Source organism: Helicobacter pylori (assembly GCF_003636935.1).
GTDB classification, from domain to species: Bacteria; Campylobacterota; Campylobacteria; order Campylobacterales; family Helicobacteraceae; genus Helicobacter; species Helicobacter pylori_CH.
On record NZ_MVVH01000001.1, the window covers coordinates 76,686 to 99,803 of the forward strand.

Here is a 23,118-nt window from a genome sequence, read left to right on the forward strand (position 1 = left end):
TTTTTAAAATTTAAGTATAAAACGCCCTCAATTCAAGGGTTTTTGAGCGAGCTTTTTGCTTAAAGAATCCAAGATAGCGTTTAAAAATTTAGGGGTGTTAGGCTCAGCATAAAGTTTGCCAAGCTCTATGCATTCATTGATGATGATAGGGTTTTGTGTGGGTGTGAAGCCAATTTCATACGCTCCTAAGCGTAAAATCGCCTTTTCCATGCTCCCTAATCGCTTGAAATCCCAGTCTTTTAAATGCGGTTCAATGAGAGCATCAATTTCATTGATTCTTTCCAACACGCCATTAAAAAGGCTTAAAGCGAAAGCGAGTTGGTTGTTTTTAATCTTTTTTTCTTCTAACATGCTGGAAGCGATTTTTTTAATTTCTTCATTACCGCTCTCAAACGCATACAACAATTCAACCACAGCCCCCCTGGCTTGAGTTCGTGTCGCCATTTTAACCCTTGAGAGTTTGGCACAAGCTCAATAATTCAATGAGGGTGTTCATCGCTTCAAAGCCCTTATTGCCGGCTTTACTGCCCGCTCTTTCAATCGCTTGTTCAATATTGTCTGTGGTCAGCACGCCAAAGCTTACCGGCATGCTGTATTTTAACATTGCGTTTGCAATACCCTTAGTCGCTTCCGCACTCACGTAGTCAAAATGCGGAGTCCCCCCTCTAATAATGGCTCCTAAAACGCACACACCATCGTATTTTTCGCTCTCTAACAATTTGTCTAAAATCAAAGGCAATTCATAAGCCCCAGGCACCAGCACGAGATCTAAAAGTTCCTCATCGCCCCCATGCCTTTTAAAGCAATCCATCGCCCCTTCTTTTAATCTGTCTGTGATGATATGATTGAAGCGCGAGGTTAAAATAGCGACTTTTTCATTCCCTTGTAATTGCAATTTCCCTTCTATGATTCGCATGAAATTCCTTTAAAATAAATTTTGGATTTTTAACATGTCGGTTACTAAGCGTTCTAGCTCGTCAGGTTTGAGCATGTTCGCCCCATCGCTTAGGGCGTTTTTAGGATCAATGTGCGTTTCAGCGAACAACCCATCAATCCCCACCGCAGCCGCTGCTCTGGCTAAAATAGGGGCAAAAGAGCTGTCTCCTGAACTTTTCCCATTCGCTCCCCCTGGCATTTGCACGCTATGAGTAGCGTCAAAAATCACAGGGGCAAACTCTCGCATGATCTTTAAAGAGCACATATCCACCACTAAATTCCCATACCCAAAGCTGCTCCCCCTTTCACACAGCCACACGCCATTTTTTAACGCTGTTTCATAAGTGGGGTTTTGAATATTCTTATCTCTTGTTTTAAGGGCTTTTAAGACGGAATATTGCATGTCTTTTGGGTTCATGAATTGCCCCTTTTTGATGTTAATAATAGCGTTAGTTTGGCTCACTTCTACAATCAGATCCGTTTGGCGGCACAAAAACGCCGGGATCTGTAAAATATCCGCTACTTTGGCTGCCACGCTTGCTTGATAGCTCTCATGCACATCGGTTAAAATTTTATAGCCAAATTCCTCTTTGATAATTTGTAACATTTCTAAGCCTTTTTCTAAGCCAGGCCCTCTGTAACTCTCTAAACTCGTGCGGTTAGCCTTATCAAAACTCGCTTTAAAATAAAAATCCAACCGCTCGTTGTTGGCTAGGGGTTGCAATTTAATAGCGATACTTCTTAGATTTTCTAAGCTCTCAATGACGCATGGCCCGGCGATTAAAACGGATTTAGGGGTTTTTGTGTTAGAAGTTTTCATGACTTTTCCTTTGTTTAATGGTTTCTTCAATCGGCTCAAAAAAATGGCTTTCAAAATTATAATTATAAATCCTGCCTGTTTCTATAATGTAGTGCCAACCAAAAATTTTTAATTCGTTATTCATCACTCTTTCTTGGATGAAATCATAGCTTAAGAGGTTGTTGAGTTGCAAGCACACGTTCAAACGCTCCGTAAGCCATGAGCGCTTGGCGGAATGGTTGCTGAATTGCGGGTGGTCTTTTAATTCTTCTTTAATAGGCTCTAAAAATTGTATCCAGTCTGCAATGTAAGGGGTTTTAGCTTTGGTGGTTTCATCATTAATTAAATGAACGCTCCCGCAAGCCCCGCAATTACTATGCCCGCAAATGATTAAGTTTTGAATCCCCACATGCGCAATAGCGTATTCAATGCTCGCAATAGTAGAAAGGGACTCTTTATAGCTTGTTTTAGGGGGGATCACATTGCCCATGTTGCGGATCACATACAATTCGCCCGGTTTGGTGCCGGTGATTAAATTAGGTACGACTCGTGAATCCACGCAAGAAATAAACAAAGTGTGGGGCTTTTGCTTGGTTTTTAAGCTCTCATAAAGCTCTTTAAGCTCTTCATATTCATTCTCTTGAAATTCTAACGCTCCTAAAAACGCTTTCACTCTTTAACCCTTAAATCTCATTTTCTTAAACTTGGTTTTCATTTTAAAACGCTTATCATAGCTAAAAATCTTGCATTTCTTTTTGTTATAATGGCGTTATTTTACACTTTAAAGGGCTTTCATGCAATTATGTGTCGCATTGGATTTAGAAAAAAAAGAGGACAATCTTTCTTTATTGCAAGAATTGAAGGGCTTAGATTTATGGGCTAAGGTGGGGCTTAGATCATTTATAAGAGACGGGGCTGTTTTTTTAGATGAAATCAGAAAGATTGATGAAAATTTTAAGATTTTTTTGGATTTGAAGCTCTATGATATTCCCTATACGATGGCAAATGCCGCACTAGAATGCGCGAAATTAGAAATTGACATGCTCACCGTGCATTTAAGCAGCGCTAAAAGCGCGCTAACCATTTTAATGCAACGCCTGAACGCTCTTAAAAAACGCCCCTTAATCATGGGCGTGAGCGCTTTAACCAGCTTTAGCGAAGAGGAATTTTTGATGGTGTATAACGCCCCTTTAAAAACTCAAGCGATAAAATTGAGCGCTATGGGCAAAGAGAGCGGGATTGATGGGGTGGTGTGTTCGGTGTTTGAAAGTTTAGCGATTAAAGAGGCTTTAGGTCAAGGCTTTTTGACTTTAACCCCTGGCATAAGGCTGGATAAAAACGATAAAGAAGATCAAGAAAGAGTGGCGAACGCTAAAGAGGCTAAGCAAAATTTGAGCGATTTTATCGTGGTGGGCCGCCCCATTTATCAGGCTAAAGAGCCTAGAGAAGTGGTTTTAGAGCTTTTAAAGGATTGTTGAATGCATGTGTTAGAAACGATTGCTGCTTTAAGAGAGTATCGTAAAAGTTTGAAAGAAAGCGTGGGGTTTGTGCCGACTATGGGGGCTTTACACAAAGGGCATCAAAGCTTGATAGAAAGGAGTTTGAAAGAAAATCCCCACACGATTGTAAGCGTTTTTGTCAACCCCACGCAATTTGGGGCTAACGAAGATTTTAGCGCTTACCCACGCCCTTTAGAAAAGGATTTGGCTTTGTGTGAAACATTAGGCGTTAATGCGGTATTTACGCCTGAAATGAGCGAAATGTATCCCTATGAAATAGAGCAACGCCTGAAACTCTACGCCCCTACATTTTTATCCCATTCTTTAGAGGGAGCCATGCGTAAAGGGCATTTTGATGGGGTGGTTCAGGTTGTGTTAAAATTGTTCCATCTTGTTAATCCTACCAGAGCGTATTTTGGCAAAAAAGACGCCCAACAGCTTTTAATCATCCAGCATTTAGTTAAAGATTTGCTTTTAGACATTGAAATAGCGCCATGCGAGATTGCGCGCGATAGCGATAATTTGGCTTTAAGCTCTAGGAATGTGTATTTGAGTGCAAGAGAAAGAAAACAAGCCCTAGCCATTCCAAAAGCTCTAGAAAGTATCCAGCAAGCCATAGATAAGGGCGAAAAAGCGTGCGAAAAGCTGAAAAAACTAGGGCTTGAAATTTTAAAAAATTTAGAAGTGGATTATTTGGAATTTTGCAACCACAAGCTAGAGCCTTTAACAACCATAGAGCCAGCTAACACGCTCATTTTAGTGGCGGCTCGCGCAGGTAAAACCAGGCTTTTAGATAATTTATGGGTGTAGTTTGGAATTTTTGTGGCGACCCTTGAAAGATTTGAACTTCCGTTTCCACCGTGAAAGGGTGGTATCCTTGGCCACTAGATGAAAGGGTCATTTTTAACGATTGATTATTATACTGAAGCGTAGAAAATGATTTAAAAAGCGCTTGGTGGCGGAGCGGACGGGACTCGAACCCGCGACCCCCTGCGTGACAGGCAGATATTCTAACCAGCTGAACTACCGCTCCCTATCCAAACCCCATAGCCTAAAAATGCATGCTTTAGTCATGGTGGTCGCTATAAGACTCGAACTTATGACATCTACCTTGTAAGGGTAGCGCTCTACCAACTGAGCTAAGCGACCAAAATATTGAGATAAAATCCAACTAAAAGAGTGGTGACTCCTAGGGGATTTGAACCCCTGTAACCACCGTGAAAGGGTGGTATCCTAACCACTAGATGAAGGAGCCACGATGCTCATGGTGACCCGTGTTGGATTTGAACCAACGGCCCATTCCTTAAAAGGGAATTGCTCTACCAGCTGAGCTAACGGGTCTCACAAAAAGATAATGATACAATTTTTTTTAACGCTTGTCAAGAATAATCAAAAAGAATTGAAAAATACCGCTCTTTTTATAGAAATTAGAAATAAACGCTCTTTAAAATGCCATTAGTAGCAAATATTACGCTTAAAACTTTGGTTGCACTTAATGGAATTGTCTCAAAATAAACGGCGTTTTTGTTGGTCATTTTGTTATTTTGGGGGTTTTAAAAAGTTTTGTTTCTCCCAAGCGCTCATCAATCTTATTAGGATTTAATGCTTTTTTGTTTAAAAAATTTCATTGTTAAAAAATGGGGTTTTGTTTTATTGTTTTAGATCTTATTTTGTTGTAAAACGCATTTTCTTTTATTTTATTTTCTTAAAGGGATAGGGGTAAATTTTACGCTTGACCCCCAAAAGAAAGGGTTCAAAAAAAGAAAGGCTTCAAAAGAAACCCCTTAAAAAGGGAGTTTCACAAAGAGCGTTTAATACGCAAACACATAGTTGAGATACACGCTATAAAGCCTGCGGTATTGGAGTTGAGTGCCTAGCAAAGAATAGTAATTGGTGTTGATCGTGGGGATCTTCACGCCTAGTTCCACGCCATGCTGAGCCGCATGATCGCTCGCTTTCTTTTTGTTTTTAGCGAGATTCATCCTCAAGCCCAAGTTGAATAAAAACTGGAAATTCGCCACGTTCATTTTAGCGCTGTAAAAATTATTGAAAGTCGCTAAATTCACGTATTGGGAATTGAGCCACGAAGTGCCGGCTAAGGCGATACCCCCAAACACCCCAAAAGAAATCTTGCTGTTTTTGGTGGCTTTATCGTTGATGAAGTTATAGAGGACATCTGTCCCTACCCCATAAGTGAACACATCAGAGGCGGAGTTGAAAAAGCTGGATTTGATATAAGCATGGTTATAGTCAAAAAAGCCGTAATACCTTAATCCCCATCTTCTTTTTTCACCAAAAAATTGCTTATAGCCCACTTGCACGCCGATCCCATTCATCGCGCCGTTGTTGGTTTGAGAGCTGATCAAGCCAACGCGTCTGAAAGGGTTATGCCCTAATTCTTGCGTGGCGCTTAATAATTGCGAATAAGCGCTTTGGTTGACTTGATAAACGGCCTGTAAGCCCCCGGGGTTATTAGGGTTAGTGGATTGGCTTATCAAATTTTTAAGGAATGGGGAATTGGGCGTGTTTGAAGCGGTCGTGGTGATGCTGTTATAAGTGTTGTTTAAAGTGTTAAGACTGCCTCTAAAATCAAGTATAGTGCGCGCCAACAACTCAGATTGCTTGATTTGCTCGGCTTGAGTGCCAAAATGCGCAAGGCTGTTATTTAAAGCCGTTATCGTCTCTTCCACATACGCGCAACCCGCTCCCCAAGTGTTGTCAGTAACCCCTTCATTAGGTGTTGTCCCACCCCCATTTCTGCAAGCTGCCAGGTAATTTGTGATAAATTGGCTTGGGATAGTGTCAAGGTCTTTTTTCATTTGAGCGGCTAGTTCAAGCATTTTGGCTTGCGCTTGCGCGTGATTGAGCATGTTTTGAGCGAAAGCCCTATCTGAAGCGGTGTAAGGATTGAAATCTTGCGGCGCGTTTTGGTTGCTTTGCTGGTTAAGGCTTTGAGCTTGCACGACGATTTCTTGGGCGTTTTTGATCATGCTAGTAACGGCGCTAAACTCCGTGGCAAAAACCTGACACACATTCCCTGCCGTATCTAAACCCCACGGCACACCCCCATTTTGTTCTGGATTGTGATTTACCCATGGGCAGTTTGTAGTGAGAACGCTTATCATTTTACTGGCTTCTTGCAAAAGGGTTTGAGCGTTATTAGTAATAGTAGTAGTAGTAGTAGTTTTATTTTGTTGCCCATTAGTTTGCGTTGTTATGTTTATAGTTACTGATTTTCCTGCACCATCCAAAACAGGAAACCCGCTATCTTGTCTTAAAGCCTGTTGGATAGCTTGATAAGCGTCGTTAAGCGTTTTCATGTTATCAATACTTAAAGGGCCACTAACCCCGTTGTTATAACCGGTTAAATTGCAATTAATGGAACTTGATTCGTGTCCTGGTTGGCCCTCAAAAATTACGCTTTGTTGGCCACTTTTACCAGGACCGCATTGGACATTATAGGCGATCACATTCCACAGCCCCACCGCCGCATTGAGCGCTAAAGAGACGGCTTGATAGGCGGGGGAGTTGGTTTTTTCGCCAGTCAACCCTTTCGTGTTTGCTTTTAAATTATCGATCGCAGCATTGATTTGTGAAGGGCTGCTCGCGTTCGTTACCGCCCGATTGAGGTTGTTGAAATTGCTTAAAAGGTTGCTCAAATTCTCATAAGTGTCTGAGAGCTTTTTCAATTCGCCGGTGTTTTTCACCATTTGAGCGGCTTCACCGATCTGATAACCCGCACTTATAAAAAAGCCGTTGTCTTCAGCGTTTAAAAGCGAAGTGGCGAGAGAGAGAGAGAGTAAAAAGGTTTTTTTCATAAATATCCTTTGAAATTAAATTGAGTGATTGGAATTTTATACATTAAGAACATATTAATGTATTCAAAGCATTGTAGCATAAAATCGTTTTTTTTTTGTCATTTGGAGAAAATTTAGAATTTTTGCGCTTTTTGCCCTTTTGTTTGGGTGGTATTGGAAAGAGTTTTTAGATTTTGTTTTAATGGAGTGCTAATGATAAAAGCTTGATTTTAATGGAGGTTTTTGTTTGCGCGTTTTTAAAAGCGAGCGGTTTTGTCAAAGCACCCCCCCAAAAAGGGATTTTAGAAAGGGGGATTTTAGAAGGGGGATTTTAAAAGCAGATGATACAAAAAGCCTTACATCATGCCACCCATGCCTCCCATTCCGCCCATGCCACCCATATCAGGCATTGCTGGGGCCGCTTTTTCTTCTTTGATTTCATGCACGGTGGCTTCTGTGGTTAAAAGCAGGCTTGAAACCGAAACCGCATTTTGTAAAGCGATCCTTTCTACTTTTAAGGGGTCAATAATGCCTTCTTTAAACATATCCACATACTTGCCATTGCTAGCGTTAAAACCAAAATGCCCTTCGTGTTTTTCTACTTCATTCACGACCACGCCACCATCATAACCAGCGTTGATAGCGATTTGAGCTAATGGGGCTTTAATGGCACGCATGATGATTTCATAGCCCACTTTTTCATCATCGTGTAAATTCAAATGCACTTTTTGAGCCGCACGAATGAGGGCTGCACCGCCGCCAATCACAATGCCTTCTTCAACAGCCGCTTTAGTCGCGCTTAACGCGTCATCCACCCGGTCTTTTTTCTCTTTCATTTCCACTTCACTCGCAGCGCCCACTTTAATCACAGCCACACCACCAGAGAGCTTGGCCAATCTTTCTTGCAATTTTTCTTTGTCATAATCGCTTGTTGTGCTTGCAATTTGGGTTTTGATTTGCGCGACTCTGTCTTTGACATCATGGCTATGGCCTTTGCCATCTACGATCGTGGTGTTGTCTTTGTCAATCACAATCCTTCCGGCTTTGCCTAAAAACTCCACTTCAGCGTTTTCTAGACTCAAGCCTAATTCTTCGCTAATGACTTGACCGCCGGTTAAAATAGCGATGTCTTTGAGCATTTCTTTTCTTCTGTCCCCAAAGCCTGGAGCTTTAACCGCTGCGATATTCAACACGCCTCTTAATTTATTCACCACTAGAGTCGTTAAAGCTTCGCCCTCAATGTCTTCAGCGATGATTAAAAGCGGTTTGCCTTCTTTCATGGTTTTTTCCAATAATGGGAGAATGTCTTTCATGCTAGAGATTTTTTTATCCGTTAAAAGGATGTAAGCGTTATCCAATTGGGCGGTCATTTTCTCAGTGTTGGTTACAAAATAAGGGGAGAGGTAGCCTCTATCAAATTGCATGCCCTCTACGACATCCAATTCGTCTTCAATGCCCTTAGCCTCTTCAACGGTGATCACGCCGTCTTTACCCACTTTTTCCATAGCGTCAGCGATGAGTTTCCCGATATTGTGATCGGAGTTTGCAGAAATAGTCGCTACTTGGGTGATTTCTTCTTTACCGCCTACTTTTTTGCTCGCTTTTTTAAGCTCATTGATGATCGCTTCAGCGGCTTTATCCATGCCTCGTTTCACTTCAATAGGGTTGGCCCCAGCCGTGATATTCCTCAAACCTTCTTTAAAAATGCTATAAGCCAGCACGGTCGCGGTTGTCGTGCCATCGCCGGCAGCATCAGCGGTTTTGCTCGCTACTTCTTTAACGAGTTGAGCGCCCATGTTAGCCACCGGGCAACTTAATTCAATCTCTTTAGCCACGCTCACGCCGTCTTTGGTGATGCTTGGAGCGCCATAGCTTTTTTGAATCAACACGTTCCTGCCTCTTGGCCCCATGGTTACTTTGACAGCGTCATGGAGTTGTCTCACGCCTTCAAATAAAAGGTTTCTCGCGCTATCTGAAAATTTAATTTCTTTTGCCATTTTGTATCCTTAAATAATAATGTTTTTAGTGTTTTTTGTGATCATGACAGCAAGCTTCATGCTCTTTAGCATGTTTATGGTCATGATTTTCTGTATGACAGCAAGAGCCTGAGCTCACGATACCTAGAATGTCTTCTAGTTCTAGCACCATGTATTCAGTGCCGTCTAAAACGATTTCTGCGCCTTTGTATTTGCCAAAAGCGATCACATCGCCTTCTTTAACGCATTGGCAACCCTCGCTGATTTTATGGCTAACGGCTTTGACTACGCCCATTAAAGGCTTTTCTTTAGCGTTATCAGGGATGATGATGCCTGAACTGGTTTTGTTCTCTTCTTCAAGTCTTTCTACTAAGACCCTTTCTCCTAGTGGTTGAAACTTCATTTCAGTTCTCCTAAGTTTTGATAAATAAAATAGAAATTTAGCGCTTATTGTTATTAAGCGACACAACTATAGCGCATTTTTAGGGATAAGTCAAGCCATAAAAACAAAGATAAGATTATAACTATAAGGATTTATTAGTCTATTTGTATCAAGTTTCATTAGTTCAAAAATATAAGGATTAGAAAAAGAGGCGTTATCAATAAACCTTTTTTAAGATTTTATTTATTGAGTATAATCACTTTTGAGAAAGTCAAACCAAGAAAGCACGATGAAGAAAGCATGAAAAATGATCCTTAAAAGTTCCATTGATCGCCTTTTGCAAACGATAGATATTGTAGAAGTCATTAGCTCTTATGTGGATTTGAGGAAATCAGGCTCTAGTTACATGGCTTGTTGCCCTTTTCATGAAGAAAGGAGCGCGAGTTTTAGCGTCAATCAAATCAAAGGGTTTTACCATTGCTTTGGGTGTGGGGCGAGCGGGGATAGCATTAAATTTGTGATGGCGTTTGAAAAACTTTCGTTTGTGGAAGCATTAGAGAAATTGGCCCACCGATTCAATATAGCTTTAGAGTATGACAAAGGCGCTTATTACGATCACAAAGAAGACTACCACCTTTTAGAAATGGTGGGTTCGTTGTATCAAGAAGAGCTTTTTAACGCCCCGTTTTTTTTGAATTATTTGCAAAAAAGAGGGCTTAGCCTAGAGAGTATCAAAGCGTTTAAATTAGGCTTATGCACGAATAGAATCGATTACGGCATTGAAAATAAAGGCTTGAATAAGGATAAACTCATTGAATTAGGCGTGCTAGGCAAGAGCGATAAAAAGGATAAAACCTATTTGCGTTTTTTGGATCGCATCATGTTCCCTATTTATAGCCCTAGCGCTCAAGTGGTGGGTTTTGGAGGGCGCACCTTAAAAGAAAAAGCGGCCAAGTATATCAATTCGCCCCAAAATAAGCTTTTTGATAAATCCAGTTTGCTCTATGGCTATCATTTGGCTAAAGAACACATCTATAAACAAAAGCAAGTTATTGTAACCGAGGGGTATTTGGATGTGATTTTATTGCACCAAGCGGGTTTTAAAAACGCCATAGCCACGCTTGGGACAGCTTTAACGCCATCGCATTTGCCCTTGCTTAAAAAAGGCGAGCCAGAAATTCTTTTGAGCTATGATGGGGATAAGGCAGGGCGGAATGCGGCGTATAAAGCGAGCTTGATGTTGGCTAAAGAGCAAAGGAGGGGGGGGGTGGTTTTGTTTGAAAACAACCTAGATCCTGCGGATATGATCGCTAATGGCCAGATTGAAACCTTAAAAAATTGGCTATCGCGCCCTATAGCTTTTATTGAATTTGTTTTAAGGTGCATGGCGGATTCTTATGTTTTAGATAATCCTTTAGAAAAAGATAAGGCCCTTAAAGAAATGTTAGGGTTTTTAAAAAACTTTTCCTTGCTTTTACAAAGCGAATACAAGCCCTTAATCGCTACGCTTTTGCAAGTGCCTTTGCATGTTTTAGGGATTAGAGAGCGAGCCTCTTTTCAGCCTTTTTACCCCAAAACAGAAAAACCCAATCTTGCTCAAAAGTTCGCTCATGTTCCTAACACGATGAGTTTGGAATTTTTAGAAAAACTGGTGATCCGCTATCTTTTAGAAGACAGAAGCTTGTTGGATTTGGCGGTGGGTTATATCCATAGTGGGGTGTTCTTGCATAAAAAACAAGAATTTGACGCTTTGTGTCAAGAAAAATTGGACGACCCTAAATTAGTTGCGTTATTATTAGATGCGGATTTACCCCTAAAAAAAGGGGGTTTTGAAAAGGAATTGCGTTTGTTGATTTTGCGCTATTTTGAACGGCAACTCAAGGAAATCCCTAAAAGCCCGCTTTCTTTTAGCGAAAAAATGATCTGTTTGAAAAAGGCTCGCCAGGCCATTATGAAATTAAAACAAGGAGAATTAGTCGCCATATGAAACAAATAAAAGCTTTAGCCTTATTTAGTGGGGGGTTGGATAGTTTGTTGTCTATGAAATTACTCATTGATCAAGGCATTGAGGTAACCGCCTTACACTTCAATATAGGGTTTGGAGGGAACAAAGATAAGAGAGAGTATTTTGAAAACGCCACCGCGCAAATCGGGGCCAAGCTTTTAGTGTGCGATATTAGAGAGCAGTTTTTTAACGATGTGTTGTTCAAGCCCAAATACGGCTATGGGAAATATTTTAACCCTTGTATAGACTGCCATGCCAACATGTTCAGGAACGCTTTTTATAAAATGCTTGAATTGGATGCGGATTTTGTTTTGAGCGGGGAAGTGCTAGGGCAACGCCCTAAATCCCAAAGGAAAGAAGCGCTCAATCAGGTGAGGAAATTAGTCAGAGAAGTGGGCGAAGAGGCGCGTTTTGATAAAGTTTTAGATCGAACGCAAGCAAGCGGTGAAAAACCGCAATTTTTAGACGAATTGCTCTTAAGGCCCATGAGCGCTAAACTCTTAGAGCCTACTTTCATGGAAAAAAAGGGTTTGGTTGATAGAGAAAAGCTTTTAGATGTGAGTGGTAGGGGGCGTGCTAGGCAATTACAGATGGTTAAGGATTACGGCTTGAAATATTATGAAAAGCCGGGTGGGGGGTGTTTGCTTACGGATATTCAAGTGAGTAATAAGATTAAAAATCTGAAAGAATACAGAGAAATGGTGTTTGAAGATGGCGTGATTGTCAAAAACGGGCGTTATTTTGTCTTACCCCATAACGCTCGTTTGGTGGTGGCAAGGAATGAAGAAGAAAATCATAAGTTGGATATTCAACACCCCTTAATGGATAAGATTGAATTATTAAGCTGTAAAGGCCCTTTGAGTCTAGTGGATAAAAGTGCCAGCAAAGAAGATAAAGAATTAGCCGGTCGTATCGCTTTAGGGTATGCTAAGACTTTAAAAAATCAAGCTTATCTCATTCAAATAGGGAATGAAAAGCACGAGCTTTACCCTTTGGATAAAGAGAACGCTAGAGAGTATTTATTCGCTTAAAAAGGGGAGTTTTTTTGAGGGTTTTAGGGGTTTTCTTTTATCCCACTAGCGCGAAAAACTCCGTCCTTTTTTAGGGCGCAAGATGTAAGCGTTTAGCCGTTAGGCTATATTCACAGCTAAAATAGGTTAAAATATATCCAGTCTTTTTGGGGTAGGAAATATCCATGCAGACTTTAAAGAACAAAGCCTTTCGTGTTAGCATTCAATGGAATGCTTTAGTTAGGAAGCTCCTTGCTTTAGCAAGGGGTGGTTTCACGCTATAATGAAAAAAGCTCTAATCATTAAGCTATTTGCCAGGAGGTTTGCATGCAAGAGTTTTTAGGTTTTGGTGTGGTGGGGAATTTTGCAGGGCATTTGGAGCAAGCAGGAGAGAGTCATAGTTTTATTAACATGAAAAGCGAAGAAAAGGACGCCCCTAAAGGGTTATTCCCTTTTTATATTCCGTATGAGAATTGTTATTTGGGGCGTTGTTGCATTGATAACCATAAGATCATTTTGCCCAATGATTTGAATTTAAAGGTGCAAGCAGAGCCAGAAATCGCTTTAGAATGCGATGTTAAATACGATGAAAAACATTTGGTAACCAAGCTCGTGCCTAATTTTTTCATGGCGTTTAATGACGCTTCTGTGCGCAATCTAGACGCCACAAAACTCTCCCAAAAAAAGAATTTTTCACCGGCTTCTAAAGGTATTGGGCAGAAATTGCCCATTGACAGGTTTGTTTATGGGGGGGTGTGCAACAACTTTTCTATCGCATCTTTTTTGAAATACAATAATGTTTGGCACATTTATGGGGAAAACAGCAAATTGCTCAAATACGAGTTTTTTTATCAAAAGCTTTTAGACTGGATTAAAGATCAATTAAACCACCAACAAGATGGCGATTCTTTAGAGGCTTTAAGGCCTTTTTTAGAGCGCCACAATTTCCCCACTAAAATGATTTTTGCGATCGGAGCTACCCCTTATATGCCTTTTGCGCAAGAGCATTTTTTGCAAAAAGGCGATGAGGTGGTGATTGTTGCTTACAACCATTTGCAATATAGTTTTGAAAAGATTCAAAACCTCTTAGAAGAGAACGCCCTACAAGCCAAAGAACACACTAACCTTTCTTATGTCTATCAAATCGTAGAATAGTAAGGCTTTTATCTCTTTAGCTTTGCTTTTTTACCCCTTTTAAAGATTAAATGCACCCCTTTTGACCCCCTTTTAGAGGTTTTTAATGGTTTTTTTGAGATAATAAAGCCTTATAAAGTTAATTAAAATTAAACAAAAGGGTTGTAATGTCCGCTCATTTTTTAAAAATCGTTTTTTTAGTAGGCATGTGCGTTTCAAGTTTGTTCGCTGAAGGTTTAGAGGGGTTTTTTAACGCCCTAGAAGCCCAGCTCAAAAGCCCCATCGCTAAAGGGATTTTAATGGTGATTTTCATAGGGATCGCTATTTATGTATGGAGGAATTTAGATCGGTGGAAAGAGATTTTATTCACGATCCTTGGCGTGGTGTTTGGGATCTTTTTATTCTTTAAAGCCCCGAGTTTAGCGAATTGGTTTATGGGGATTTTTTAATGATTATCCTCTCAGCGAGCGTGAAGAATTTGCGTGAAATTTCGGTTAAAGAAAAATTTTTATGGCTGAACGCTAAATCTTATTTGATTTCTGTTTTTGCGCCTTTTATCTTGCTCCCTTGGATTGATTTGTTGAGCGCTTTTTTATTGTATTTAGGGTTTTTAGCGCTCTTTAGCGTGTTGGAATTTTTTGATGAAGACATTGCAGATATTATTATCGCTAAAAGCAAAATAAAAACTAAAACCAAAAGCTATAGAGCGTAGAATGTTAGAGAAGCTTTTGAACGCTGTCAAACAAAAAGTTTCAAACTATTTTTTAGGGGTTTTGCCTAAAAGCTATTCTGTGAGCGAAGAAAATAATATCCTGGGCTTGTATGATGAGCATTTTTTACTCACTAAAAACGAAAACTTAGTGGGCATCCTCCGTTTAGAGGGGGTGAGTTACACCCATTTAAGCACAGAGCAATTGCAAGATCTTTTCACCGAGCGCCAGATGGCGTTGGATTCTTTAGAAAAAGTCGTGGCGCGAATCGTGGTTAAAAGGCGTAAAATTGATCACCAACAAAGCATTCAAACTGATTCTCAATACTTGCAAGCGATTTTGAATCAATTTGAAAATAAAGAGGTGTATGAAAACCAGTATTTTTTAGTTTTAGAAAGCACGCACTCCTTACAAGGCGTTTTAGAACATAAGAAAAAATCCTTAATGCATGCTAATAGAGAAAATTTTAAGGATATTCTCTCTTATAAAGCGCATTTTTTGCAAGAAACTTTAAGAAGTTTAGAAATCCAGCTCAAAAACTATGCCCCCAAACTCTTAAGCTCTAAAGAGGTTTTGAATTTTTATGCGGAATACATTAATGGGTTTGATCTTCCTTTAAAGCCTTTAGTAGGGGGGTATTTGAGCGATAGCTATATCGCTAGTTCTATCACTTTTGAAAAAGATTATTTCATTCAAGAAAGCTTCAATCAAAAAACCTATAACCGCTTGATTGGCATTAAAGCTTATGAGAGCGAACGCATCACTTCTATAGCGGTTGGGGCGCTTTTATACCAAGAGACGCCACTAGATATTATCTTTTCTATAGAGCCTATGAGTGCACATAAAACGCTGAGTTTTTTAAAAGAGAGGGCCAAGTTTAGCATGTCCAATCTCGTTAAAAACGAGCTGTTAGAATACCAGGAATTAGTCAAAACCAAACGCCTATCCATGCAAAAATTCGCCTTAAACATTCTTATCAAAGCCCCTAGTTTAGAAAGTTTAGACACTCAAACAAGCTTAATTTTAGGGCTTTTATTTAAAGAAAACTTAGTGGGCGTTATAGAAACTTTTGGCTTGAAAGGGGGGTATTTTTCCTTTTTCCCTGAACGCATCCACTTAAACCACCGCTTGCGTTTTTTAACCTCTAAAGCCTTATCGTGTTTGATGGTGTTTGAAAGGCAAAATTTAGGCTTTAAGGCCAATTCATGGGGGAATAGCCCTTTGAGCGTGTTTAAAAATTTGGATTATTCCCCTTTTTTATTCAATTTCCACAACCAAGAAGTGAGCCACAACAACGCCAAAGAAATCCCTAGAGTGAACGGGCATACTTTAATCATAGGGGCTACTGGGAGCGGTAAAAGCACGCTGATGAGCTTTTTAATGATGAGCGCTTTGAAATACCAAAACATGCGTCTTTTAGCTTTTGACAGGATGCAAGGGCTGTATTCTTTCACCAAATTTTTTAAAGGGCATTACCATGACGGCAAATCTTTTAGCATCAACCCCTTTTGTTTAGAGCCTAATTTACAGAATCTAGAGTTTTTGCAATCCTTCTTTTTGAGCATGTTTGATCTCGCCCCTTCAAGGGATAAAGAAGCCTTAGAAGACATGAATGCGGTTTCTGGTGCGATTAAGAGTCTTTATGAGACCTTATACCCTAAAGATTTTAGTTTGCTAGACTTTAAAGAAACGCTTAAAAGAACCTCATCTAACCAATTGGGTTTGAGTTTAGAGCCGTATTTGAATAACCCCCTTTTTAACGCTTTGAATGACGCGTTCAATTCCAACGCTTTTTTAAATGTGATAAACCTAGACACCATCACCCAAAACCCTAAAGACTTAGGGCTTTTAGCCTATTACTTGTTTTATAAAATTTTAGAAGAATCCAGGAAAAACGACAGCGGTTTTTTGGTTTTTTTAGACGAGTTTAAATCCTATGTGGAAAACGATTTATTAAACACTAAAATTAACGCTTTAATCACGCAAGCCAGAAAAGCTAATGGCGTGGTGGTGTTGGCTTTGCAAGACATTTACCAATTAAGCGGGGTCAAAAACGCCCATAGTTTTTTAAGCAACATGGGGACTCTTATTTTGTACCCGCAAAAAAACGCCAGAGAGTTGAAACACAACTTCAACGTGCCTTTGAGCGAGACTGAAATTTCTTTTTTAGAAAACACCCCTTTGTATGCCAGACAGGTTTTAGTCAAAAATCTGGGTAACGGGAGTTCTAACATGATTGATGTGAGTTTGGAGGGCTTGGGGCGTTATTTGAAAATCTTTAATTCAGATTCTAGCCATGTGAACAAAGTGAAAGCGTTGCAAAAAGACTACCCTACAGAGTGGCGTGAGAAACTTTTGAAGAGCTAGTTTAAAAAAGTCAATATCATTTTGAAACACTCCTATTCAGATGGCTAAGGCACACAAGAGATTAGGGGACTCTGCTGTATTCCTACCCTGAAGCGTTACCCTAAAGTCCTATTGCATAGGTCTAAATAAGAGCTTGGGGATCATTTTAACCATAGAAAGCTTATGTTTTCATTAAAAATGTTATGATACGCTCAAATTAGTCAAGCAAAAAAATGTCAATTAAAAGGGTTAGATTGAAAATATTCGTTCTGTTGGTGTCGGTAATTTTAGGAATATCATTAACAGGTTGTATAGGCTATCGTATGGATTTAGAGCATTTTAACACGCTCTATTATGAAGAAGGCCCTAAACAGGCTTATGAATATTCCAAACAATTCACCAAGAAAAAAAAGAACGCTCTTTTATGGGACTTGCAAAACGGCTTGAGCGCTTTATACGCAAGAGATTATAAGGATTCTTTAGGGGTATTAGATCAAGCCGAGCAACGCTTTGATAAGCTGCAAAGCGCTTTTACAAAAGGGGCTGGTTATGTGGGCGCTGCCATGATTAATGATAACGTGCGCGCCTATGGGGGGAATATTTATGAGGGCGTTTTAATCAATTATTACAAAGCGATAGACTACATGCTTTTAAACGACAGCGCGAAAGCTAGGGTGCAATTCAACCGCGCGAATGAGCGCCAACGCAGGGCTAAAGAATTTTATTACCAAGAAGTGCAAAAAGCCATTAAAGATATAGATTCTAGCAAAAAGCACAATATCAATATAGAGCGCTCTAGAGTGGAAGTGAGCGAGATTTTAAACAATACCTACTCCAATTTAGACAAATACGAGGCTTATCAGGGCTTAATTAATCCGGCGGTTTCGTATCTTTCAGGGTTGTTTTACGCTTTAGATGGGGATAAAAATAAGGGGCTAGGCTATCTTAATGAAGCCTATGGGATCAGTCAAAGCCCTTTCGTGGCCAAAGATTTGGTTTTTTTTAAAAACCCTAACAGAAGCCATTTCACTTGGATCATCATTGAAGATGGCAAAGAGCCGCAAAAAAGCGAAATTAAAATTGATGTGCCTATTTTTATGATTGATTCGATTTATAATGTGAGTTTAGCCTTGCCCAAGCTAGAAAAAGGGGAAGCGTTTTATCAAAATTTCACCTTAAAAGATGGAGAAAAAGTAACACCTTTTGACACTTTAGCCTCAATAGATGCAGTGGTTGCGAGCGAATTCAGGAAGCAATTGCCCTATATTATTACTAGAACGATTTTATCGGCTACTTTTAAGGTGGGCATGCAAGCGGTTGCGAATTATTATTTAGGGTTTGTTGGGGGGTTAGTAACTTCATTGTATTCAGATGCGAGCACTTTTGCAGACACGAGAAACACGAGCATTTTTGCCCATAAAATCTATCTTATGCGTATCAAAAATAAGGCTTTTGAAAATTATGAAGTTCAAGCTGATTCCATTGACGCTTTTTCGTTTTCCTTAAAGCCTTGCAAAAGATCGTTTGAAAGCCCCAAAGTTATTGACGCTAGGGAATTGCTTTTAGGGTTTGTAGCGGCCCCGCAAGTCTTTTGCTCTAACCGCCATAATATTTTATATGTGCGCAGCTTTAAAAACGGGTTTGTTTTGAATCATTTGAAATGATTTTAAAAAAACCAAAGGGATTTTTAGTTTTTGAAGTGTCGTTGGCATTAAACACAAACACGCTATAATTAACGATACGAAAACCTATGTTAAGGGGAAGTCATGGCTGATAGTTTGGCGGGCATTGATCAAGTTACGAGTTTGCATAAAAATAACGAGTTGCAATTGTTGTGTTTCAGGCTGGGTAAAAACAAGGATTTGTATGCGGTCAATGTTTTTAAGATCCGTGAAGTGGTGAAATACCATGGCAATCTCACTATTATTAGCCACGAAAACAATTCGCTCGTTGAAGGGCTAATCATTATAAGAGAGCTCACCATTCCCTTGATTGATATGAAAAAATGGTTTTATTATGACAGCCAAAACAAAAACAAGGATTTACGCCCTTATAGGATAGAAAAAGACAAGGGCGAAGACGATATTATCATGATCTGTGAGTTTTCTCGCTGGACTATAGGGGTTAGGATCTATGAAGCGGATAGGATTTTGAGCAAGAAATGGACTGAAATGGAGCAAAGCGCTGGGCTAGGGGGATCTGCAGGCAATAACAAACTCGTGAGCCGCACGCGCTATTTTGACGGGCGCTTGGTGCAAGTGGTGGATATTGAAAAAATGCTTATAGATGTGTTCCCTTGGATTGAAGATGAAAAACACAACGATTTAGAAACGCTTTCTAAAATCCATTCTAACCAGTGCGTTTTGCTTGCTGATGACTCCCCAAGCGTTTTAAAAACCATGCAAATGATTTTAGACAAGCTAGGCGTCAAGCATATAGATTTTATCAATGGTAAAACCTTACTAGAGCATTTATTCAACCCAACAACCGATGTGAGCAGTATTGGTCTTATCATCACCGATTTAGAAATGCCAGAAGCGAGCGGTTTTGAAGTGATCAAGCAGGTTAAAAACGATCCTTTAACTTCAAAAATCCCTATCGTGGTCAATTCTTCTATGAGCGGCAGCTCTAATGAAGACATGGCCAGGAGCTTAAAGGCTGATGATTTCATCTCTAAGTCTAACCCCAAAGACATCCAGCGAGTGGTTAAGCAATTTTTGGAATTAGCATGAAACAATACAGCACTATCCCCACCCCTTGCTATGTGTTAGAGAGCGAACGCTTAGAAAAAAACGCCAAGATTTTAGAAATCGTGCGCCAACAAAGTGGGGCAAAGGTTTTGCTTGCTTTAAAGGGGTATGCGTTCTGGCGTGAGTTTGGGATTTTAAGGCAAAAATTGAACGGGTGTTGCGCGAGCGGTCTTTATGAGGCTAAGCTCGCTTTTGAAGAATTTGGAGGGCGAGAGAGTCATAAAGAAATTTGCGTTTATAGCACGGCTTTCAAAGAGGCTGAAATGAGCGCGATTTTACCCCTAGCCACAAGCATTATTTTTAATTCGTTTCACCAATACGCTACCTATAAAGACAGGATTTTAGGCAAAAACAAGCAATTAGAAAACTTGGGCTTAAGCCCCATTAAAATGGGTTTGAGAATCAACCCTCTTTATAGCGAAGTAACCCCAGCGATCTATAACCCATGCTCTAAAACAAGCCGGTTAGGGATTACGCCTAGCGGATTTGAAAAGGGGGTGAAAGAGCATGGGTTAGAGGGGGTGAGCGGGTTGCATTTCCATACGCATTGCGAGCAAAACGCTGACGCTTTGTGCCGGACTTTAGAGCATGTAGAAAGGCATTTCAAGTCCTATTTAGAAAACATGGCGTGGGTGAATTTTGGTGGGGGGCATCATATCACCAGGAGCGATTATGATGTGAATTTGCTCATCCAAACGATTAAGGATTTCAAAGAGCGTTATCATAATATAGAGGTGATTTTAGAGCCGGGGGAAGCCATAGGGTGGCAATGCGGGTTTTTAATCGCAAGCGTGATAGACATCGTTAAAAACGATCAAGAAATTGCGATTCTAGACGCTTCTTTTAGCGCTCACATGCCCGATTGCTTAGAAATGCCTTATCGCCCTAGTATCCTTAAAATTTCCGTAGAAAACGATGAAGAAATTATTGAAGTTGAAAAGGGCGAAAATCAAGGGGCGTTTTCTTATTTTTTAGGCGGTCCTACTTGTTTAGCGGGGGATTTTATGGGGAGCTTTAGCTTTGAGAAGCCTTTAAAAAGGGGCGATAAAATCGTGTTTCAAGACATGCTCCATTATACGATTGTCAAAAACAACTCGTTTAATGGCGTGCCGCTCCCAAGCCTGGCTAAATTGGATCCACAAGGTTTTAAAATCCTTAAAAACTTTTCTTATGAAGATTATAAAAACAGAAATTAAGGCTTTTGATCAAGGCTTTTTGGGGCTTGTAAAAAGAGCCACGCACAACATTCCAACACCAAGCCCGGCCAACACCGCGCCAATGGTGTGCATGTCTAAATAAATGCGAGCGAGCATGGTTAAAGGGACTAGGGGTAAGAGCCAAAAGTATTTTTTAAAAGAATAGCGGCGCATTAAAAACGCCACCGCCAAACCCACCATAGACGAATGCCCGCTTGGCATGTTGAAATTACCCCCATAAGGGCGCTCGCCCAAACGCTGATCATTGATCGTTACATAGTTTAAGGCTCTTTTAGCAGTGTGCGTGAGAAGGGTTGTAGCCATAGAGGCGTTAGCGACTTGAAAAAGCCCTACCGCATCTCTTTGAATTAAGGGAATCGCCACAGATAAAATCGTAGGGATAAAGCGCGCGTAATGCTCGGTGAAATGAAACACCAAAGGCACGCTCTGCTGTTTAGGGACTTTAGGGAAAGGCGTAAAAACGCCTAGTAAAATCAAGCCCAAACTGAACGCTAACAAAGTTTTAGAAAAGCTTTTAGGCAGGCTTTCCAAAAATTTTTGTTTAAATAAGAATATTTTCATGCGTGTTATTTTACTCTTTTTTGTGTTTGAGCAGATCTAAAGAAGGGCGATAAACAGCGCTAGGGGTTTTAAAATCTTCAAACACCCCTAAAATGCTATGGAAAATAACCTTTTGATTAATGGGGGTTTGGGTTTGAATGATGGAATGCTTTTCTTTAAAAAGATCATTGGCATAAACGATAAAGGGGATCTCGTATTGCTCTTTGGGGGCGATGCTTTTAGGAATGCCATGCAAATAATACGCTCCTTCGCCCAAACTTTCGCCATGATCGCTTAAATAAATCATTAAGGCGGGTTGCTTGGCTTTTTCAAGCATGCTAATAATTTTGTCTAACAGATAGTCGTTATAAAAAATGGTGTTGTCATAGGCGTTAATCAAGCTTTCTTTGGAGCAAGAAGACAGATCAGCGCTTGAACAATAAGGCTTAAACACCCTAAAATTTAAAGGCACTTTATTGTCGTAGTTTGGGCCATGCGAGCCGGCAAGGTGTAAGATGAGCAAGACATTTTCATTAGAGTGTTCTTTTAAAAGGTCAGGCAAATTATAGAGTAAGGATTCATCATAAGGAGCGATCGCTTCACAATTGGAGCATTTTTGAATCAATTCGTAGTTTTTACGATAGCTTGTAACTTTAACGTTCTTTTCGCCGTCATTCGCGCTATACCAAAAGACTTTGATACCGGCTTTAGTCAAGTAAGTCGGTAAATTTTCATAAGCGTTGTTTTTAAAAGAAGAATCTAAAATGCATTCCAAACTCGCTGTCGTGTAAGTGGCGCAAGAAGTAGCGTTAAAAAGGGTGAGTTCGTGGTTTTCTAATCGTTTGCTCAGTCTTGGGGTGGTGGGTTTATCATAGCCATAAAGGGCGTAATTGTGTTTCCTAGCACTTTCGCCAATGACTAGCACCACAAATGTATGAGAACGATTGGGCGAAAAGAGAGGGAGCGGCTTGATAGTGGGGGCGAAAAATTTAAGCGCGCTCACTCTAAAGGCGTTCACGCTATAAGCGAAGGGCAAAATTAAGCCCCCTATGAATTTCGCATGCTTGTCAAACCACAGCCAATTTTTAGCGTTAGCTAAAGCGCTAACGATAAAGATAAACACTAACGCTAGGATCGCTAAAAAGGGTGCTTTTTTAGAAGAATTTTTGATGGGGATTTTATAAATGATATAGCCGGGTAACACCCCAAAAACAACGATAAAAACAAATAATTTGACGCTCAAAAAGCCTAAAACTTCATGCGTGTTGGTGTTTAAGACATTGCCCATCATGCTCTTATTTAAAAACACCTTATAAGCGCTAATGAAATAGAAAGCGACAGAATTGAGCCAACTAAAAACAACCGCGCTTAAGCGCATCAAAGAAGCAGAGATCAAGCCTAACGCCAAAAAAAGAGCGCCATTAACGCAAAAAAGCACCACAACCATCATGGCGATAAAACTAACTTGGTTGCTTTCTTTATAAACATAAGCGAACAAAGGGAAATGGTATAAAACGCCAAAAATAAGGCTATAAAGCAAACCGGCTTGCAGACAACTTAGGGGCTTTAAAAATTTTAGATGAAATGGTAATGTCAAACACGCCCCTTAAAATCAATCGATCTTAGGATTATATCGTAGGTATGGGGATTTTATGGTTTATTTTAAAGTGGAAAGCGCTTTTATTAGGGTGGTTGCATTTAAGAGCTTTAAAGCGCATTTATTGCAGGATTTTATCACGCCCCATAGTTAGGGTATGGGGCAAATAAGGAGCATGCCATGAAGCACAAAAGTGGGAAGCGTAAAAGTGGGAAGCGTAAAAGCGGCAAACACTCTTTTAAACGATTATACCTTGAAATTTCTTTTTCTTGGTTTAAGGCAGTGTTTTTGATGAAACGCTAATTTCTAAGAGCGTTCCCTAAGTTTAAAAGCTTAGGGGTTTCCTTGTGGGTGGGTTTGTCTTTTGAGGCGTTTGCATGCGGTCAGTAAAAAATGATCGCTTGCTTGGCATGAGATCCT

The 23,118-nt window shown here is 40.1% G+C and carries 22 protein-coding genes, 5 tRNA genes and 1 other RNA gene; 12 read left to right on the top strand and 16 right to left on the bottom strand.

What is annotated here, in order from left to right:
* Nucleotides 1-27 precede the first annotated feature (27 nt).
* Genes nusB through EAL87_RS00395 form a run of 4 tightly spaced genes read right to left on the bottom strand, consistent with a single transcriptional unit; the run spans nt 28 to nt 2,408 of the window.
* Nucleotides 28-444, bottom strand: coding sequence for a transcription antitermination factor NusB (nusB, locus tag EAL87_RS00380; protein ID WP_000235749.1), 417 nt, complete (start codon nt 442-444; stop codon nt 28-30).
* A 1-nt stretch (nt 445) separates the two neighbouring features.
* Nucleotides 446-916, bottom strand: a complete 471-nt coding sequence (ribH, locus tag EAL87_RS00385; protein ID WP_120912526.1) for a 6,7-dimethyl-8-ribityllumazine synthase — start codon at nt 914-916, stop codon at nt 446-448.
* 9 nt (nt 917-925) lie between these two features.
* Nucleotides 926-1,756 (bottom strand): 3-deoxy-8-phosphooctulonate synthase, encoded by an 831-nt coding sequence (kdsA, locus tag EAL87_RS00390; protein ID WP_120912527.1) that lies wholly within the window; start codon nt 1,754-1,756, stop codon nt 926-928.
* Nucleotides 1,743-2,408 carry a carbonic anhydrase gene (locus EAL87_RS00395; protein WP_120912528.1) on the bottom strand — a complete coding sequence of 222 codons (666 nt, stop codon included), beginning with the start codon at nt 2,406-2,408 and terminating at the stop codon, nt 1,743-1,745. The genes kdsA and EAL87_RS00395 overlap by 14 nt, the downstream gene beginning before the upstream one ends.
* Before the next feature lie 121 nt (nt 2,409-2,529).
* Here EAL87_RS00395 and pyrF point away from each other — a divergent pair, with 121 nt between their 5' ends.
* Nucleotides 2,530-3,213, top strand: coding sequence for an orotidine-5'-phosphate decarboxylase (gene pyrF, locus EAL87_RS00400; RefSeq protein WP_097552328.1), 684 nt, complete (start codon nt 2,530-2,532; stop codon nt 3,211-3,213).
* Nucleotides 3,214-4,044 (top strand): pantoate--beta-alanine ligase, encoded by an 831-nt coding sequence (gene panC / locus EAL87_RS00405; protein ID WP_120912529.1) that lies wholly within the window; start codon nt 3,214-3,216, stop codon nt 4,042-4,044.
* 13 nt (nt 4,045-4,057) lie between these two features.
* Here panC and EAL87_RS00410 read toward each other — a convergent pair.
* The 8 genes from EAL87_RS00410 to groES all read right to left on the bottom strand — a co-directional run bounded on the left by EAL87_RS00410 (nt 4,058) and on the right by groES (nt 9,410).
* Nucleotides 4,058-4,133 (bottom strand) — tRNA-Glu (locus EAL87_RS00410).
* Between the two features lie 57 nt (nt 4,134-4,190).
* A tRNA-Asp gene (locus tag EAL87_RS00415) sits at nt 4,191-4,267 on the bottom strand.
* A gap of 40 nt (nt 4,268-4,307) precedes the next feature.
* Nucleotides 4,308-4,383 (bottom strand) — tRNA-Val (locus EAL87_RS00420).
* A 31-nt stretch (nt 4,384-4,414) separates the two neighbouring features.
* Nucleotides 4,415-4,489: transfer RNA gene (locus EAL87_RS00425), tRNA-Glu, on the bottom strand.
* A gap of 10 nt (nt 4,490-4,499) precedes the next feature.
* Nucleotides 4,500-4,575: transfer RNA gene (locus EAL87_RS00430), tRNA-Lys, on the bottom strand.
* Nucleotides 4,576-5,045: 470 nt separating this feature from the next.
* Entirely contained in the window at nt 5,046-7,052 is a 2,007-nt protein-coding gene (hopZ, locus tag EAL87_RS00435) for a Hop family adhesin HopZ (protein ID WP_120912530.1), read from the bottom strand.
* Nucleotides 7,053-7,387: 335 nt separating this feature from the next.
* Complete coding sequence (groL, locus tag EAL87_RS00440) at nt 7,388-9,028, bottom strand: chaperonin GroEL (RefSeq protein WP_120912531.1); 1,641 nt, start codon at nt 9,026-9,028, stop codon at nt 7,388-7,390.
* Between the two features lie 25 nt (nt 9,029-9,053).
* Entirely contained in the window at nt 9,054-9,410 is a 357-nt protein-coding gene (gene groES / locus EAL87_RS00445) for a co-chaperone GroES (RefSeq protein WP_120912532.1), read from the bottom strand.
* Between the two features lie 286 nt (nt 9,411-9,696).
* Between groES and dnaG the strand changes: the two genes are divergently transcribed.
* Both dnaG and EAL87_RS00460 read left to right on the top strand, forming a co-directional pair.
* The gene (dnaG, locus tag EAL87_RS00455; protein WP_120912533.1) at nt 9,697-11,376 is read left to right on the top strand and encodes a DNA primase; all 1,680 of its coding nucleotides are present in this window, start codon (nt 9,697-9,699) and stop codon (nt 11,374-11,376) included.
* Entirely contained in the window at nt 11,373-12,425 is a 1,053-nt protein-coding gene (locus EAL87_RS00460) for an MnmA/TRMU family protein (RefSeq protein ID WP_120912534.1), read from the top strand. The genes dnaG and EAL87_RS00460 overlap by 4 nt, the downstream gene beginning before the upstream one ends.
* A 70-nt stretch (nt 12,426-12,495) precedes the next feature.
* On the opposite strand, the gene EAL87_RS08310 is transcribed toward EAL87_RS00460, so the two are convergent.
* On the bottom strand, nt 12,496-12,627 hold the full coding sequence (locus EAL87_RS08310) for a hypothetical protein (protein ID WP_276205119.1): 132 nt from the start codon (nt 12,625-12,627) through the stop codon (nt 12,496-12,498).
* A gap of 104 nt (nt 12,628-12,731) precedes the next feature.
* On the opposite strand from EAL87_RS08310, the gene EAL87_RS00465 reads away from it, so the two are divergent.
* The 4 genes from EAL87_RS00465 (at nt 12,732) to EAL87_RS00480 (ending at nt 16,615) form a co-directional block, all read left to right on the top strand.
* Nucleotides 12,732-13,559 (top strand): DUF5718 family protein, encoded by an 828-nt coding sequence (locus EAL87_RS00465; protein ID WP_120912535.1) that lies wholly within the window; start codon nt 12,732-12,734, stop codon nt 13,557-13,559.
* A 146-nt stretch (nt 13,560-13,705) separates the two neighbouring features.
* Complete coding sequence (locus EAL87_RS00470; RefSeq protein ID WP_001272690.1) at nt 13,706-13,987, top strand: TrbC/VirB2 family protein; 282 nt, start codon at nt 13,706-13,708, stop codon at nt 13,985-13,987.
* Nucleotides 13,987-14,250 carry a hypothetical protein gene (locus EAL87_RS00475; RefSeq protein ID WP_033592567.1) on the top strand — a complete coding sequence of 88 codons (264 nt, stop codon included), beginning with the start codon at nt 13,987-13,989 and terminating at the stop codon, nt 14,248-14,250. The genes EAL87_RS00470 and EAL87_RS00475 overlap by 1 nt, the downstream gene beginning before the upstream one ends.
* A 1-nt stretch (nt 14,251) precedes the next feature.
* Nucleotides 14,252-16,615 carry a VirB4 family type IV secretion/conjugal transfer ATPase gene (locus EAL87_RS00480; protein WP_120912536.1) on the top strand — a complete coding sequence of 788 codons (2,364 nt, stop codon included), beginning with the start codon at nt 14,252-14,254 and terminating at the stop codon, nt 16,613-16,615.
* 30 nt (nt 16,616-16,645) lie between these two features.
* On the opposite strand, the gene ffs is transcribed toward EAL87_RS00480, so the two are convergent.
* Nucleotides 16,646-16,743, bottom strand: an RNA gene (gene ffs / locus EAL87_RS00485) — signal recognition particle sRNA small type.
* Between the two features lie 174 nt (nt 16,744-16,917).
* On the opposite strand from ffs, the gene EAL87_RS00490 reads away from it, so the two are divergent.
* The 3 genes from EAL87_RS00490 to nspC all read left to right on the top strand — a co-directional run bounded on the left by EAL87_RS00490 (nt 16,918) and on the right by nspC (nt 20,540).
* Nucleotides 16,918-18,258 (top strand): COG3014 family protein, encoded by a 1,341-nt coding sequence (locus EAL87_RS00490; RefSeq protein WP_205584678.1) that lies wholly within the window; start codon nt 16,918-16,920, stop codon nt 18,256-18,258.
* 102 nt (nt 18,259-18,360) lie between these two features.
* A complete protein-coding gene (gene cheV1, locus EAL87_RS00495) occupies nt 18,361-19,326 on the top strand; it encodes a chemotaxis protein CheV1 (protein WP_120912538.1) in 966 nt (321 codons plus the stop codon).
* Entirely contained in the window at nt 19,323-20,540 is a 1,218-nt protein-coding gene (nspC, locus tag EAL87_RS00500) for a carboxynorspermidine decarboxylase (protein WP_120912539.1), read from the top strand. The genes cheV1 and nspC overlap by 4 nt, the downstream gene beginning before the upstream one ends.
* A 9-nt stretch (nt 20,541-20,549) precedes the next feature.
* Here the strand turns inward: nspC and lpxE are convergent, their stop codons facing one another.
* Entirely contained in the window at nt 20,550-21,092 is a 543-nt protein-coding gene (gene lpxE / locus EAL87_RS00505; protein WP_240444218.1) for a lipid A 1-phosphatase LpxE, read from the bottom strand.
* 40 nt (nt 21,093-21,132) lie between these two features.
* A complete protein-coding gene (gene eptA, locus EAL87_RS00510) occupies nt 21,133-22,698 on the bottom strand; it encodes a phosphoethanolamine--lipid A transferase EptA (RefSeq protein WP_120912541.1) in 1,566 nt (521 codons plus the stop codon).
* 180 nt (nt 22,699-22,878) lie between these two features.
* On the opposite strand from eptA, the gene EAL87_RS08315 reads away from it, so the two are divergent.
* Nucleotides 22,879-23,001: a hypothetical protein gene (locus tag EAL87_RS08315; RefSeq protein WP_120912542.1), complete on the top strand. Its 123-nt coding sequence runs from the start codon at nt 22,879-22,881 to the stop codon at nt 22,999-23,001.
* Nucleotides 23,002-23,118: the final 117 nt, after the last annotated feature.

Bases quoted from the DNA above. Each gene is read 5' to 3' on its own strand.
- nusB (WP_000235749.1), bottom strand. From the start codon at position 444: ATGGCGACACGAACTCAAGCCAGGGGGGCTGTGGTTGAATTGTTGTAT.
- ribH (WP_120912526.1), bottom strand. From the start codon at position 916: ATGCGAATCATAGAAGGGAAATTGCAATTACAAGGGAATGAAAAAGTC.
- kdsA (WP_120912527.1), bottom strand. From the start codon at position 1,756: ATGAAAACTTCTAACACAAAAACCCCTAAATCCGTTTTAATCGCCGGG.
- pyrF (WP_097552328.1), top strand. From the start codon at position 2,530: ATGCAATTATGTGTCGCATTGGATTTAGAAAAAAAAGAGGACAATCTT.
- panC (WP_120912529.1), top strand. From the start codon at position 3,214: ATGCATGTGTTAGAAACGATTGCTGCTTTAAGAGAGTATCGTAAAAGT.
- hopZ (WP_120912530.1), bottom strand. From the start codon at position 7,052: ATGAAAAAAACCTTTTTACTCTCTCTCTCTCTCGCCACTTCGCTTTTA.
- groL (WP_120912531.1), bottom strand. From the start codon at position 9,028: ATGGCAAAAGAAATTAAATTTTCAGATAGCGCGAGAAACCTTTTATTT.
- groES (WP_120912532.1), bottom strand. From the start codon at position 9,410: ATGAAGTTTCAACCACTAGGAGAAAGGGTCTTAGTAGAAAGACTTGAA.
- dnaG (WP_120912533.1), top strand. From the start codon at position 9,697: ATGATCCTTAAAAGTTCCATTGATCGCCTTTTGCAAACGATAGATATT.
- EAL87_RS00460 (WP_120912534.1), top strand. From the start codon at position 11,373: ATGAAACAAATAAAAGCTTTAGCCTTATTTAGTGGGGGGTTGGATAGT.
- EAL87_RS08310 (WP_276205119.1), bottom strand. From the start codon at position 12,627: ATGCTAACACGAAAGGCTTTGTTCTTTAAAGTCTGCATGGATATTTCC.
- EAL87_RS00465 (WP_120912535.1), top strand. From the start codon at position 12,732: ATGCAAGAGTTTTTAGGTTTTGGTGTGGTGGGGAATTTTGCAGGGCAT.
- EAL87_RS00470 (WP_001272690.1), top strand. From the start codon at position 13,706: ATGTCCGCTCATTTTTTAAAAATCGTTTTTTTAGTAGGCATGTGCGTT.
- EAL87_RS00475 (WP_033592567.1), top strand. From the start codon at position 13,987: ATGATTATCCTCTCAGCGAGCGTGAAGAATTTGCGTGAAATTTCGGTT.
- EAL87_RS00480 (WP_120912536.1), top strand. From the start codon at position 14,252: ATGTTAGAGAAGCTTTTGAACGCTGTCAAACAAAAAGTTTCAAACTAT.
- EAL87_RS00490 (WP_205584678.1), top strand. From the start codon at position 16,918: ATGGATTTAGAGCATTTTAACACGCTCTATTATGAAGAAGGCCCTAAA.
- cheV1 (WP_120912538.1), top strand. From the start codon at position 18,361: ATGGCTGATAGTTTGGCGGGCATTGATCAAGTTACGAGTTTGCATAAA.
- nspC (WP_120912539.1), top strand. From the start codon at position 19,323: ATGAAACAATACAGCACTATCCCCACCCCTTGCTATGTGTTAGAGAGC.
- EAL87_RS08315 (WP_120912542.1), top strand. From the start codon at position 22,879: ATGAAGCACAAAAGTGGGAAGCGTAAAAGTGGGAAGCGTAAAAGCGGC.